Annotated in this window: 13 protein-coding genes; 6 read left to right on the top strand and 7 right to left on the bottom strand. The window is 68.7% G+C overall.

The features are described 5' to 3' along the window. Positions 1-58: 58 nt before the first annotated feature. The gene (locus F0U63_RS45995; RefSeq protein WP_395841347.1) at positions 59-898 is read right to left on the bottom strand and encodes an LEA type 2 family protein; all 840 of its coding nucleotides are present in this window, start codon (positions 896-898) and stop codon (positions 59-61) included. 108 nt (positions 899-1,006) lie between these two features. On the opposite strand from F0U63_RS45995, the gene F0U63_RS45990 reads away from it, so the two are divergent. Genes F0U63_RS45990 through F0U63_RS45980 form a run of 3 tightly spaced genes read left to right on the top strand, consistent with a single transcriptional unit; the run spans position 1,007 to position 4,385 of the window. Continuing rightward, the gene (locus F0U63_RS45990) at positions 1,007-2,485 is read left to right on the top strand and encodes an alpha/beta hydrolase (protein WP_395848530.1); all 1,479 of its coding nucleotides are present in this window, start codon (positions 1,007-1,009) and stop codon (positions 2,483-2,485) included. Continuing rightward, complete coding sequence (locus F0U63_RS45985; protein ID WP_395841345.1) at positions 2,482-3,216, top strand: ATP-binding cassette domain-containing protein; 735 nt, start codon at positions 2,482-2,484, stop codon at positions 3,214-3,216. The genes F0U63_RS45990 and F0U63_RS45985 overlap by 4 nt, the downstream gene beginning before the upstream one ends. Continuing rightward, positions 3,213-4,385, top strand: coding sequence for an ABC transporter permease (locus F0U63_RS45980; protein ID WP_395841343.1), 1,173 nt, complete (start codon positions 3,213-3,215; stop codon positions 4,383-4,385). The genes F0U63_RS45985 and F0U63_RS45980 overlap by 4 nt, the downstream gene beginning before the upstream one ends. A gap of 494 nt (positions 4,386-4,879) precedes the next feature. Here the strand turns inward: F0U63_RS45980 and F0U63_RS45975 are convergent, their stop codons facing one another. Both F0U63_RS45975 and F0U63_RS45970 read right to left on the bottom strand, forming a co-directional pair. After that, positions 4,880-5,260, bottom strand: coding sequence for a hypothetical protein (locus tag F0U63_RS45975; protein WP_395841341.1), 381 nt, complete (start codon positions 5,258-5,260; stop codon positions 4,880-4,882). Next, a complete protein-coding gene (locus F0U63_RS45970) occupies positions 5,257-6,156 on the bottom strand; it encodes a TIGR02587 family membrane protein (RefSeq protein ID WP_395841339.1) in 900 nt (299 codons plus the stop codon). The genes F0U63_RS45975 and F0U63_RS45970 overlap by 4 nt, the downstream gene beginning before the upstream one ends. Positions 6,157-6,327: 171 nt before the next feature. Here F0U63_RS45970 and F0U63_RS45965 point away from each other — a divergent pair, with 171 nt between their 5' ends. After that, positions 6,328-6,939, top strand: coding sequence for a gamma-glutamylcyclotransferase (locus F0U63_RS45965; protein WP_395841337.1), 612 nt, complete (start codon positions 6,328-6,330; stop codon positions 6,937-6,939). On the opposite strand, the gene F0U63_RS45960 is transcribed toward F0U63_RS45965, so the two are convergent. From F0U63_RS45960 to F0U63_RS45945, 4 genes are all read right to left on the bottom strand, one after another. Continuing rightward, complete coding sequence (locus F0U63_RS45960; RefSeq protein ID WP_395841334.1) at positions 6,936-7,415, bottom strand: DUF4126 family protein; 480 nt, start codon at positions 7,413-7,415, stop codon at positions 6,936-6,938. The genes F0U63_RS45965 and F0U63_RS45960 overlap by 4 nt on opposite strands. A gap of 113 nt (positions 7,416-7,528) precedes the next feature. Further along, positions 7,529-8,254, bottom strand: a complete 726-nt coding sequence (locus F0U63_RS45955; RefSeq protein WP_395841332.1) for a hypothetical protein — start codon at positions 8,252-8,254, stop codon at positions 7,529-7,531. Between the two features lie 66 nt (positions 8,255-8,320). After that, entirely contained in the window at positions 8,321-9,385 is a 1,065-nt protein-coding gene (locus F0U63_RS45950) for an MBL fold metallo-hydrolase (protein ID WP_395841330.1), read from the bottom strand. 391 nt (positions 9,386-9,776) lie between these two features. Further along, a complete protein-coding gene (locus tag F0U63_RS45945) occupies positions 9,777-11,327 on the bottom strand; it encodes an SIR2 family protein (protein WP_395841328.1) in 1,551 nt (516 codons plus the stop codon). 300 nt (positions 11,328-11,627) lie between these two features. Here F0U63_RS45945 and F0U63_RS45940 point away from each other — a divergent pair, with 300 nt between their 5' ends. Both F0U63_RS45940 and F0U63_RS45935 read left to right on the top strand, forming a co-directional pair. Further along, on the top strand, positions 11,628-12,695 hold the full coding sequence (locus tag F0U63_RS45940) for a DUF2804 domain-containing protein (protein ID WP_395841326.1): 1,068 nt from the start codon (positions 11,628-11,630) through the stop codon (positions 12,693-12,695). A gap of 73 nt (positions 12,696-12,768) precedes the next feature. Beyond that, positions 12,769-13,893: a hypothetical protein gene (locus F0U63_RS45935; protein ID WP_395841324.1), complete on the top strand. Its 1,125-nt coding sequence runs from the start codon at positions 12,769-12,771 to the stop codon at positions 13,891-13,893. The last annotated feature ends 2 nt before the right edge of the window (positions 13,894-13,895 follow it).

Below are 13,895 nucleotides of genomic sequence, written 5' to 3'. Positions count from 1 at the left end.
CGCCGGGGAACAACCGACAACACCTCGTCCGCCCGCCTGCCCTGCTCTCCGCCGCGAACTACTTCCGGAAATTCAGGAGTTGGGAGATGTCCATCGGCACGTTCTGGGAGCCGGACTGCAACTGGCCGTCGAGCATCACCTGGGCGTTGCCCCCCGAGCGCAGGGCGTTGGCTGCGGACAGGGCGCTCGCGAAGTTGATCTTCAGGGGCAGGGTGAGCTCCTTGGTGCCACCGGGCTCCAGCAGGCCGAGGTTGCCCGTGGCGAGGTTGCCCACGTTGGCGCCCGCCACCTTGAGCGCGCCGCCAATGCCCGCCACCGGCAGGGCGAAGCTGTTGCGGTTCTTCACCACCAGGGGGAACTCCACCGTGGCGCCCTGCACGGTGACGTTGGTGATGCGCGGCGACTGGAACTGCACCTGGGGAATCTTGGGGACCTCGAAGGTGCCCTCGTGCTCGAGGGGGAAGCTCAACACGCCCAGCGGCGTCTTCACGCCGAGGCTGCCCTGGGCCTTGTAGCGGGCGCTGTCCTTGGTGAGGAACGTCGTCACCACCGGCGCGATGTCCGCGAAGCGCACGTTGGCGGGGAAGACGAGCTCCGACTTGCCGTTGGCCGCGATGTTCAGGCCCTTGGCCGGCGTGCCCGCCACCACCTGCTTGTCCTCGACGAAGAAGGCGTAGTTGATGGACGCGAGGCTGAGGCCCAGCGGGTTGGGGTTGTTGAGCTGGTAGACGAGGTCGACGGTGGCGTCGGAGAGCGAGGCCTGGGACAGGCGCGCCGTCTTGAAGGTGAGGGTGGGCTTCTTGAAGGCGTTCTTGGCCATCTTCTGCAGCGCGGCGCAGCCGGTACCGAGCGAGAGGCCAAGAACAGCGAGGAGGAGGAAGGTTCGGTTCGTCTTCATGGGTAGGGAGGCGGACGGGAAGAGCGCCGGGGCCATTCAATCGCCCCTCGCGCGGGCCGTCACCGGGACAGTGCACCGGGTGAGGGGCGATGGTAAGTCTTGAGCACCTTGAGACCGCGTGAATTCCGCTGGTTGTCCGTCCTGCTCGGCGCCTTGTTGTCGCTGTCCGCCTGCTCCCGGAGCACGGGCGGGGAGTCGAACCGTACGCTGCCGCTCGCTCCGTGCCGCCTGGAGGGCGTGGGACGGCAGGCCCTGTGCGGCACCCTGGAGGTGTGGGAGGATCGCGCGGCGAAGCAGGGGCGCAAGGTGCCCTTGAAGGTCGTGGTGGTGCCCGCGCTCGCCTCCTCGCCCCTGTCGGATCCACTGGTGCTCCTGGCCGGTGGCCCCGGACAGGGCGCCGCGAAGCTGGCCGGACAGGTGATGCCGCTGCTCGATCGCATCCAGCGCCAGAGGGATCTCGTCTTCGTCGACCAGCGCGGCACCGGCGACTCCCGGCCGCTCGAGTGCAACCCCGTCCCGCCCACCGCGCCGCTCACCGAGCAGTTCGACGACACCTTCCGCGAGAAGGAGGTGCGCGCGTGCCTCGCCAGCTACGACGCGGACGTGCGCCTGTACACCACGCCCATCGCCATGGATGACCTGGACGAGGTGCGCGCGGCGCTCGGCTACGACAAGCTCAACCTGTGGGGCGTGTCCTATGGCACACGCGCCGCGCTCGTGTACCTGCGCCAGCACCCCGAGCACGTGCGCACCGTCATCCTCGATGGCGTGGCACCCCTGTCCCTCGTACTCCCCCTCTACGTCGCGCGCGATGGCCAGCGCTCGCTGGACCTGCTGCTCACGAGCTGCGAGCAGGACGAGGTGTGCTCGCACCGCTACCCGAACCTGCGCGACCGCTTCACCACGCTCCTGGAGAGCCTGGCGCGTGAGCCCCTGAAGACCCGCGTGCAGCACCCCCTCACCGGTGCCCCCGAGGACGTGACCCTCACCCGCACGGCCTTCGTGGGCGCGCTGCACTCCCTGCTCTACCTGCCCGAGACGGCCGCCATGCTCCCGCTCGTGGTGGACCGCGCCACCCAGGGCGATTGGGGCCCCTTCGTCGCCCTCTACGTCACCATGCACGGCAGTCTCGAGCAGAACATGAGCCGGGGCATGTACCTGTCCGTGGTGTGCTCCGAGGACGCGCCCCTCATCACCGAGGAGGCCCTCGTGCGCGAGACGCGCGGCACGTGGATGGGCGAGCGCGAACTGCGCGACACGCTCCGGACGTGTGCGCTGTGGCCCCGGGGCAGCGTGCCCGCGGGCTACCGCGACCCGGTGACGTCGGACGTGCCGGTGCTGCTCCTGTCCGGGGAGCTGGATCCCGTGACGCCGCCCCAGTGGGCCGAGGACGCGAAGAAGACGCTGTCCAACAGCCTGCACGTGGTGCTGCCCGGCGTGGGCCATGGGACGAGCTCCGTGGGGTGCGCGCGCACGCTGATGGCGGACTTCGTGACGCGCGGGAGCGTGAAGGGACTCGAGCCCAAGTGCCGCGAGAGCCTGGCCCGTCCTCCCTTCTTCACCTCCTTCGCGGGGCCGGTGCCATGATCGACGTGACGAACCTGCACAAGCGCTTCGGCGCGGTGACGGCCGTGGAGGACGTGAGCTTCCGCGCCGAGGACGGCGTGGTGACGGGGCTGCTCGGGCCCAACGGCGCGGGCAAGACGACCACCCTGCGCATGCTCTACTCGCTCATCCGCCCGGACCGGGGCAGCGTGAAGGTGGACGGCCTGGACGTCGCCGAGCGCCCCCTGGACGTGCGCCGCGCCCTGGGCGTGCTGCCCGACGCCCGCGGCCTCTACCCGCGCCTCACCGCGCGCGAGCACGTGCGCTACGCCGGGGAGCTGCACGGCCTGTCCGGCGCGGCGCTCGACTCGCGCATCGCCGAGCTGGTGGAGCTGCTCGACATGAAGGACATCGCCGACCGGCGCACCGAGGGCTTCAGCCAGGGCGAGCGCATGAAGGTGGCGCTCGCGCGGGCGCTCGTGCACGGGCCGCGCAATGTGCTGCTGGACGAGCCCACCAACGGCCTGGACGTGATGAGCACGCGCGCGGTGCGCACGCTCATCCGCCGCCTGCGCGAGCAGGGCCACTGCATCGTGTTCTCCAGCCACGTGATGCAGGAGGTGGCCGCGCTGTGCGACCGCATCGTGGTGGTGGCGCGCGGCCGCGTGGTGGCGGACGGCACCCCGGACGAGCTGCGCGCGCGCACGGGCAAGGAGAACCTCGAGGAGGCGTTCGTGGCGGTCATCGGCAGTGATCAGGGGTTGATGCTATGAAGTCGCTGCTCTCGACGGTGTTTCGCAAGGAGCTGCGCGACCACCTGCGCGACCGCCGCTCGGTGTGGAGCGCGGTGGGCATCACCCTCATGGGCCCCATCCTCTTCGGGGTGATGTTCACGGTGATGGCCTCCTGGCTCAACAAGGACAAGCCCCTGGAGCTGCCCGTGGTGGGCCGCTCCCATGCCCCGAGCCTCGTCGCCTACCTGGAGCGCGCTGGCGCCACGCTCACCGAGCCCCCCGCGGACTACGAGGCGCGCATCCAGGCGGGCAAGCTGGACACGGTGCTCATCATCCCCGAGGACTACGGTGAGGACTTCGCCGCGGGCCGCACCGCCAAGGTGCACCTCGTCATGGACAACTCGCGCAACCAGGCGCGCACCACCATCCGCCGGGTGCAGCAGTTGCTCAACGGGTACTCGGGACTCCTGGGCGCGCAGCGGCTGCTCGCGCGCGGGGTGGCGCCGGAGCTCGCCTCGCCCATCAAGGTGGAGGAGGTGGACCTGTCCACGCCGGAGCGGCTGGCCGCGAGCCTGCTGTCCATCATCCCCATCTTCCTCGTGCTCGCCACCTTCTCGGGCGGAATGAGCGTGGCCATCGACGCCATGGCCGGCGAGCGCGAGCGCGGCTCGCTGGAGGCCCTGCTGCTCAACCCCGTGCGGCGCGAGGCGCTCGTGCTGGGCAAGTGGCTCACCGCCGTGGTGTTCGCCATCGCGGCGACGACGCTGTGCCTCGTGGCCTTCCTCCTGGTGATGAACCGGGTGCCCTTGCAGGACCTGGGCGTGAAGGTGCGGTTGGATCCGCTCGCGGTGCTGGGCCTGTGGGCGGGCGTGCTGCCCCTGGCGCTCATGGCCTCGGCGGGACAGATGCTCCTGTCCACCTTCGCGCGCTCCTTCAAGGAAGCACAGACGTACATGCAGGTATTGTCGTTCCTGCCCACGCTGCCCGGCATGGTGCTGGTGCTCTCGCCCGTGCAGAGCCAGACGTGGATGTTCGCGGTGCCGGTGCTGGGTCAGGAGATGCTCGTGCAGGAGCTGATGCGCGGCGAGCCCCTGGGCCCACTGCCCTTCGTGCTGGGGCTCGTGAGCTGTACGGCGCTCGCCGGGGTGTTCCTCGCGTGGACGGCCCGCCTGCTGCGCGACGAGCGCATCATCTTCGGCCGCTCCTGAGCCGCTCGCCTTCTGAAAAGCACCTCCCGTCGGAGTCGAGCGGCCCGAGGAGTCGCCCTGACGGGATTCAATTCGTGCACGCTCCCTTGTACCGGTGGGGCTCGCGGGTGACCCCACAGCTGTAGATGGTCTGGCCCGAGCATGAACAGAAGGTCTCTGCACAGGGGGGCGGCGGACCCATGCAGTGCGGCGCGATCTCAGGGCCACAACCCGCCTCGCTGTACCACAGTGACTGACCGGCCGGGCACGAAGCTTTTTCCAACTGTGGAGTGACGTCGTCCTGGCCAGAGCAAGCGGTCAGGGTGGCGAGGGTCCAAAGACAAATCAACGCGAGACGGAGAGAGTTCATCCGTCCATTGTACACGGACTGCCAGTCAAAAAGGGGGACGGGTACAACCTTCGATGAATGCTCAAGCCGAGGGCAGATAACAAAGCTCAAACTGCTCAAGCGCCAGAGGTCCGGTCGCGCCAGCTTTGACTTGCGCCTGAGCCGCTCAGGGCCTGGCGTAACCGAGTGGCCGCGCCTCCAGGTCGGCGGGGGAGGGGGGGTGCATGAAGGTCACCCACCCCTCCCGCCGGGAGTGCCGGGGCACGTAGGAGAGGAACAGCTCGGCGCGCTCCCGCACCTCGCCCCCTTGGCGCAGCTCCACCCCCACCCGGACCTCCTCCGCCGTCTGCTCGCCGCGGTTCTCCACCGTGATGGGCACCCGCCAGTGGCCACTGCCCTGAAGCGGTGTCCCCACGGTGATCACCAGGTCCGGTGGCATGTCGCTCATCGTCCACGCGTCCACCGCGATGAAGCCCAGCACCGCCGCCACGAGCACACAGCTCACCGCGAAGACGATCCGCTCCAGCCAGTTCCACTTCGCCGTCATGATTGGATGAGCAGCCTTCCCGCGGAGGCGCCGAGCACCCCCGCGAATCCCAGCACCACCACCTGCGCCACGCAGATGGACAACCCATTGCCGTCGAAGCGGCCGAAGAACCACAGCACCAGCGCCCCGGAGACGAGCGCCAGCGCGTAGGTGATGACCGTGCCCATCAGCACGTCCGCCAGCCGGCGATGCCTCGTGAAGCGGCTCGCCCCCGTGAAGTCGAGCTGGTACAGGATGAGCCCTCCGAGCAGCAGCGACAGCAGCGCCGTCCCCATCAGCCGCCACGGGGTCAGCTCCACGGCGATCATCACGATCTCCTCCGTGGGCGCCACGTTGGCCGCGAAGAGCACCGCTCCGCAGAAGCCGATGACGAGCTGCCCGGGCACGTGCTCGGCCGCTTCGCGCTCCTGCTCCTCGTCTCCTTCCTTGCCGCCCTCGCCCCCGCCTCCGCCCCCACCGCCGAACTGCGCGCTGCCCACCGAGATGCCAATGGCCACGCTGCCCGCCTCCACCGTCACCATCCCCACCACCTCCGGCCACGAGCTGTCCGCGGTGATGCGGCCAATCAGGAAGAGCACCGCCGTGGACACCAGCAACCCCAGCCCCAGCTCCTCCACCGAGTCCGTGAGCACCTCGCTCCAGTTCACGTCCCGCCGGAAGCCGCCATAGCGGTTGTAGCCGAGCAGCAGCACGAAGGTGCCCAGCAGGTAGAGCAGCAGGTGGACGGGCCGGGTGATGAAGCCCGCCCACCACACCTCCATCGTGTAGAGCAGCGGCAGGCTGAAGAGCAGCCCGCCCGCGATGCCCCGGCCGTACTCGCGCAGGGACTCCATCACCGGGCGGCGGCGACTCTCCGGCGAAGCGTTTCCCTCGGGCTCGTGCCGCGCGTCATCCATGGCGCCGCCCAATGTATCCAGCCCCCTTCAGGTGGACAGTTCCCGGAAGGCACGCCGCGGTGGGTCATGCGTATCCGGACTCGCCGCCATGTGCTCCCCCCGTTTCCCCTCCATGGGCCCCTTCTCCTCCCACCCGTCGCGCCCTACCTTCCCCCCACGCATCGAGGCTCCGTGAACTACCACCTCCGCACCCAGGCCGAACTCGACGCCTCGCTCGACCGGGCGCTCGCCGCCGCTCCCCATGACGTCACCCGGAGTGACTCCTGGTTGCTCGTCTATGGCTCCATGCTGGAGGCGCCGCCGTTCTCGCCCGAGGATCGCCGGCCCGCGACCCTCGAGGGCTGGGAGCGGGTCTTCTGCCTCGCCGACCCGAAGATGCGTGGCACCGGGCGGCGCCCCGGGCTCTGTCTGGGACTCGTCCGGGGACACCGCTGCCGCGGACTGGCCTACCGGCTCGCCGCGCGCACCGTGCGCGAGGATCTGCGGCGCGTCTGGGAGCGCGAGATGCTGTTGCCCTTCTACCTGCCCTGCTGGCTCAAGGCCCAGACGCCGCGCGGCGTCATCACCGCGCTGACGTTCTGTACCGACCCCGACGGCCCGCTGTACGAGCCGTCCCTGAGCGAGCCGGCGATGATCGAGCGCCTCGCCCGGTGCGAGGGCGAGAACGGCTCGAACGCCGAGTACCTCGACGAGACGGTGCGGCAGCTCGCCGAGATGGGCCTTCCCGACACGGGGCTGGACCACCTCGCCGAGCGTGTTCGCGCCGCGCGCCGCCGTGCCTAGCCCATCACCGCCGTGAGCCGGTGGCCCGCGGACGCGACGAGCGCGTCCTCGATGAAGCCCGCGATGATGTTGGGGATGTGCAGCTTGCGGGTCGCGAACTCGCGCACCGTGTAGAGCGCGAACGAGGAGGCCAGCGCGGCCACCGCGCCCACCACGGCGAAGCCCAGCACGGGCCGCTCCTTCTGCCGGGCCACGGCTGCCCCCACCAGGGCACCGGAGGCCAGCCGCATGAGGAGCACCGGCGGCACGATGCGCGCGGGCATCCCGGGCAGCTTGTCCAACACCAGCTCGCCCAGCGCCAGCACCGGCAGGACGCGCGCCGTCGTCGACGACGCGAGGAACTGCTCCACGGGATTCGCCTTCGAGCTCGCTCCCTCTTCGGCCAGGTGCTGGCTCAGGAAGGCCGGAGCACTCAGCGCCCTCATCCCCGCCATCGCCCCCATCCCCGCCGCGGTCATCATGTCGCTTCGATTCATGTGTCCACCCTCGTGGCTGAGACCACTTCGCCTGTCAGCGAGGATGGGGATGCCGACGAGGAGCGACCATTCCCCACACAAGGGTTGCCTGCTCGGCTGCCGCTCCCCGCGCGTCAGGGCTGGAGGGAGTTCGGGGTGGGCTCTGGCTTCTTCACGGGGACATAGCACTTGCCCTGGTACTCGGCCGTGCTGCGAGGGCAGGGGGCTGTTCGTGCGTGGGGGGTCCAGCAGCCGCCTCGGATTTCCACCTCCGCATCGGGGATGCAGGGGGGTCTCGCCTGCTCCTTGAAGGGGGCCTCCGGCATGGGGTAGCCAATGAAGGGGGGAGTGGTGCCCGGCCGGTTGGTGAAGGCGATCGGCTCATCGATCGCAGCGCGTGTCTCCATGGGTTCGGGAGCGTGCGGCCGGAGGGCGAGGGCGACTCCCGCCGCCGCGGCCCCCGCGAGTCCCCAGCGGAGCACCTGTCGCCGGAGGCGAACGTAGAAGCGCACACGGGTGAAGTGGGCGCGTGCGTCCTTGCGGTTCTCGATGTGCGCGGTGGCGCCCGCGAGCCGGATGAGCAGCAGCGTCAAGTCATGCAGGGAGGCGCGTCCCTGGGGCGTCTGCTCGACGTGCACGGCCTGGTAGGGCGGGTGGATGGAGCCCTCGGCCCGGACGCTCCAGGCGCTTCGCGGGCGTCCGTCCTCGTTCTCGCCCGGGAGCACCACCAGCGCCGGGGCGCCCGTCTCGACATGGTGCGCCTCGTGGATGGCGCCCTCGCCCGGGTCGGTGCCCCGGTAGCGTCTGCCCAGCCGATACGGCCCGATCCTGTCGCCCTTCTTGCCTGGGGTGCGGCCCATGTGCATGCCTCCCGCTGTCGGGGCCTTCCTACCTGGAATGTCGGATGCTTGTACAGACGTTGGAGGTCAGGGCGGAACGTCCCGGCCCTCGCCGAAGCCGAGCACCCACCACTTGGGGGCCTCCGCGCCGCGTTCCACCAGCGCCCCCGCCAGGTCCCACAGGGGCTCCGTCTCACCATCATCCGCGAGCCGGAAGGTCCCGTAGTGCATGGGCACGCTGTGGCGCGCGCCCAGGTCCACGCTGGCCTGCACGGCCTCGCGCGGCGAGATGTGCACCGGCGACATGAAGCCCTCGGGCTTGTAGGCCCCGATGGGCAGCACCGCCAGCCGCATCGGCCCGTAGCGCTCCCGGGCCTCGGCGAACTGCCGGCCCCAGCCCGTGTCCCCCGCGAAGTACGTCGCTCCGTGCGGCCCCCGGAAGACGTAGCCCGTCCACAGCGTGCCCCCGCTGTCGGTCATGCCCCGGTTGGTGAAGTGCTGGGTACGCGCGCTCACCAGCGTCACCTCGGGGGTGAGCGGGAACTCCTTCCACCAGTCCACCTCGGTCACCTGGCGCAGACCCTCGCCCTCGAGGAACGCCCCGTTGCCCAGCCCCGCGAACAGGCGCATCGCGGGGAACTTCTCCTGGAGCCGCCGCAGCGTGGCCACGTCCATGTGGTCATAGTGATTGTGGCTGAGCACCACCGCGTCGATGGGCGGCAGGTCCTCGAAGCGTATGCCCGGCGGACGCACGCGCTTGGGCCCCGCGAAGGACACCGGGCTGCACCGCTCGCTGTAGATGGGATCCGTGAGGATGTTGAGCCCGTCGAGCTGCAAGAGCACCGTGGCGTGGTTGATGAACGTCACGCGCAGGCCCCCGCGGCCCACGCGCTCGGGCGGAGGCGGGCCGTGCGGCACGTCGTGCCAGTCCTTCCACGGGCCGGGCCGGCGCGTCCGCATCCAGTCCATGAAGCCCATCTGCTGCTCGCGGGGCTCCAGGTTGAAGAAGCGCCGGCCATCGAAGTGATCGCTCGGAGGACCCTTCCAGGTGGGCGCGGCGAAGACGCAGCCACTCGCGCCCACCGCCATCCCCAGGACGAGCACTCCGAGGCCAAGGCGCCGCAGGAGACGAGAGGAGGGGAGCGCATTCATCCCTCCTATATACTTGAGGCTGTTGCGAGTCTGTCAGGGGCACGAACGCAGTGCCCACTGGCCGAGACTTTTCCCTACAACGTGCCTTCGGGTGTGACTCAGCCCCTCTGGGCTCCACTTGAAGGAATCGGCTCCTGGGCAGACTGCTCTGCCTGTCGTCTCGATTCCATCGACTCATGAGCCTCACGAGCCTTCTGGGCGATCGCTTTGACCTGAGCTCGGATGTTCGCTCGGCTAGTCGGCGAGGAGTCGGCCGCTGTCACCACGAACATTCCATCGACCTCAACCCGTTCGACCTTCCTCATCGTGATCTCCCCTACACCTGAGTGCATCTTCCATTTTCTTAACACACCTGCCTCTACCATTCACCTTCAGCATGGGAGTACTCGACCTAGATAGGGGCGTACCTCAAGACCTCGGTGAAGGTGTTGCGCAGTAACGTCTCCAGGGTGTCGTAATCCTGGGAGGAGTCGAGTTCTGCCCAGAAGGGGCTGGGCCGGTTCGATGTGAGATAGATGACCCCAATGGGGACCCAGTCCACCGAATCGTAGATGGGCACGCAGAGCATGGAAGAGAAGAGCTGATCGTTCGTCCATGTTTCCAACATCGGCTCTGTGAAGTTGTCGTGCAGTCGAGGGCTGCTCGAAGCTTCGAGTGTGACTCCACGGAGAAAAGCGCGTCCGGAGACACCTTGCGCCTGCTCCAGTGAGGCGACGCTCAGTCGCCGACTTTGAGCATACGACTCAGTGACGATGTCGTCCGTGTCTTTTCCACCTCGATAGCGGAAGCCCAACTGGATGACCGCACCCGCCGCCGGTACGAATCCCCCGATGTGGATCTCCTCCTCCTGTGCGACGGCGAACCGCCGCTTCAAGAAGGAATGCATTCCCTCGAGCACGCTGAGGGCCTTGCGCTGGACGTCCTCGCGGTAGAGATCCTTGAAGATCGGAGAGTTGTTTCGCAGGAATGCTTCTCCCTTCTCCGCCCATGTCCCTCCGTTGGAGCCCAGCCGGATCTGCCGCAGGTAGAAGGGCACCAACTCATGGCTCTCGATGTTGAGCACGTGCATTTGCCAGGAAGCCCAGAAATCTTCCTGGTGCCGCCGCACGAAGTTGCGCGCCAGTCGCTCCATGAGCTCCGCATCGGGGGATGGAGGACTGTTCGACAGCAACGCGTAGACGTGGGCCACGGGTTTGTTTCGTTGGGCCAGCTTCACGCGCTCCAGCAACAACCCACGCAGCCGGGGATCGGCCAGGCTCAAACCGACCATCAACACGGTCTTCTTCTCGTCCGTGAAGAGATCGTCGAGCTTGCGGCTTGCCCAGTCTCCCCGTGCCTCATGGTAGTCCTTCTCCGAGAGCACCACCGTGCCTGACGGCGCCTTGCCTGAAGTCGGTGGGGGGAGGTAGCCGTGAAGGTGCACGACGTGTGGCTCCGCAGACCGTTCCCCGGCCACGATGACCTCGGGCACTTTTCCCAGCAGGCGCTCCGCCGCACGCTCCAACAGATCATCGAAGTTGAAGGTGTAGAGCCCGTTCAATCTCCTGCTCGAGGTGCTTTTCGAGGCGGCCAGGATGGCGGCCAGTTCCAGGTGGATGCTGCTCACGTCCTTGGAGCCATTCAGGTACAGTGCGCCGCGGAGCATGTCGAGGTAGCGGCCGTCGGACTTGAGCTTATTACGGACGACGTCCACCACGGCTTCCCGGCCGAAGTTGTCCACGAAGATCTGGGCGGCCACATCCAGGTCCCTGGATTGGAACTCAAGATCGCTGTGCTCCTGAGCCAGGAAGGTGCTCAACAGTCGGCGGTTGAGTTCGTTCCATGTGGGCAAGCCCGAGGCAATGGATGCGCCCGCGCCCACGAGGAACTCCAAGGACCCTTCTTGGAAACTCTTCTGGAGGCTGGCAATGAAGTCACTTGCCGGAAGATTGGTCGTGCTCATGAGCACCTTGCTCCCCTGGGCTGCGATGATGCTGACGGATGTTACCTTACGGCCAGTGTCTGACACCTCTACCGGAAAAGTCACCAGGGAAGGTGCGCCGCGTCATCGGTGCCTCGTGCTCCCTCGGCGGGAGAGCGGGCAACCGCCCGCCGTTCATTCAGGTACAATCACTTCACCTAGCCCGCACGAGTGGGCTTCAACCACTTGTTCACACTGGGGTCGGATCTTCCGTGCGCGACGCTCCGGCCGTACCCACGGACAACAGACGGTGGGCGGGCATTGGCCCACCTTGGAGCCGATATGACCCCGGAGAGAGAACTCACGCTGATGTTGGCGCCGGCCTCCGTGGCCACGGCGTCGGGCGAGCCCCGATTCGGCACCTACCAGGGTGAACTGCCCGAGGTGGACCTGCAGAAGCTCAGCGGCCGGTGGGCCCCGTCGGCGGCGAAGGATCGCCTGCTCAAGCGCAAGCGCTGGCACTACACCCTGGCGGCCACGCGCGAGGTGCTGGCGCTCTTCGCGGTGGTGGACGTGGGCTACTCGGCCAATGCCTTCGCGGTGGCGTTGGACTTGAAGGAGCGGCGGGTGCTCTGCGACGTGAGCTTCCTGGGGGCACCGGGGCCGCTGGCCGAGGTGGGCAACCGGCCCGGGGCGGGGCTGTCCGTGTCGTTCCGCACGCTGGGTGGACGGATGACGGCGCAGCGCGGCGCGGAGGACGAGCGCTACCGGCTGCGCGTGGACGTGAGCCGCTTGCGCACCGGCAGCCTCCAGACCTTCCAGTGGGATGGGAGCCTGTTGGTGGCCGGGGGGGCTCCAGCGCTGTCGGTGATCGCCCCCGTGGAGGGGGACGGCTTCGTCAACGTCACCCAGAAGCGCGGCGGGATGCTGGCCTTCGGCACGCTCGAGGCGGGGGGCAAGCGCTTCCAGCTCGACGGGGGCGTGGGGGGCACGGACTACACCCAGGGCTACCTCGCGCGGCACACCGCGTGGCGCTGGGCCTTCCTGGCGGGGCGGCTCGCGGATGGCACCCCCGTGGGCCTCAACCTCGTCGAGGGCTTCAACGTGAGCTCCCACACCAACGAGAACGCCTTGTGGCTCGGCAACCGGCTCATCCCCCTGGGCCGCGCGAGCTTCGAGTACGACCGTCAGGAGTTGATGAAACCGTGGCGGTTGCGCACGGACGACGGGGTGGTGGACCTGAGCTTCCAACCCCTGCACGTGCACCGTGAGGACCATGACTTCAAGGTGGTGGTGAGCCACTTCGCCCAGCCCCTGGGCCTCTTCGAGGGCACGGTGCGCGTGGACGGCCACACGCACGTGCTGTCCGCGGTGCCCGGCGTCACCGAGGACCAGGACATGCTCTGGTGATCGGCCCCGGTGGGGGTGGGTGGCTGCGGTGGGAGTGGGACTGGCCTATGCTCGGGCCGCGCTCGGGGGCTCCATGCGTTGCTCGAAATGCGGTCACGTCATTGACGATGAGTCGTTGGACTATTGCGCCGAGTGTGGCGAGCCCCTGAACGTCGACGAGGACGGCGAGCGGACAGAGGTCTCCGAGGTGCGGTACGCCGCCGAGGACGAGACGACCGCCGTCACCGACACCGAGGACGACAATCCGGACGGTGCCGCGCCGGATTACGAGGAGAGGGCCCGGCCCGCTCCCGCGGACTCCTGGGGGGACTGGCTGTCCCAGGCCTCGGGCGCGCTGTTCGCCGCCGTGACGCAGGTGGGCGGCACGTTGCAGGGGCTGCTGGATGATCCCCGCTTCCGGGCGCACCTGCCGGGCGGCTCGCTGACGTTGGTGGGCGTAGGGCTCGTGGGATTGGGGCTGGTGCTCTCCGTGGCGCCCCCCATCCCAGGCATCGGGCTGATGGGCTCGGGGGTGGTGCTCCTGTGGGGCGCGCTCGTGGCGGTGAACGAGTGGCGCCAGGTGCACGAGGCGCCCGAGTACCCGGGCCGGCCCGTGCCGCCCCTGCCTCCGGCGCTCGCGAAGCTGCCCCGGGAGATGGAGCATCCGGCGGTTGGCCAGACGTTCGCGCTGCTCGTGTGCGCGTATGCCCTGTTGATGCTGGGCTACGGGCCCATTTCGTGGGTGTGGATGCTCGCCGCGGGGCTGCTCGGTTATGACCAGGGCCGGAAGTACTTCGTCCCCGCCGGGGACGGCCGGCCCGAGGGAGAGCCGGGGTCCGCGTCACACCCGTGGGTGTTGGCGGGCGTGGTGCTGTGCAGCGTCTCGCTCCTGCTGCCGTGGACGCCGGGGAGCACGTGGGCGTCGGGCATGCGGGGTGGAGAGTTGCCGCTGGTGGCGCTCACCCAGTTCACGCTGTTGTTCCTCGCGTGCACGGCGGTGAAGCACCGGGGGCTCGGGGGCCTGCACCCGCTCTTCCTCACCCTCATGACCGTGTGGCTCATGCTGTGGTTCTTCTTGATGAAGAACTCCCACAGCCCGGGCCCGTGGCTCTTCCTGCCGGGCGTGTTGACGCTCGTCATCGTCGTCGCGCGCCACCTCATTCCGCAACGCACCCCGGAGGCGAAGGAGTCGGCCTCGGACCTGGACCTCCAGGGGTGAGC

The organism is Cystobacter fuscus, from assembly GCF_044360685.1.
Taxonomy (GTDB): domain Bacteria; phylum Myxococcota; class Myxococcia; order Myxococcales; family Myxococcaceae; genus Cystobacter; species Cystobacter fuscus_C.
This window is presented reverse-complemented; position numbering and strand designations above follow the sequence as displayed.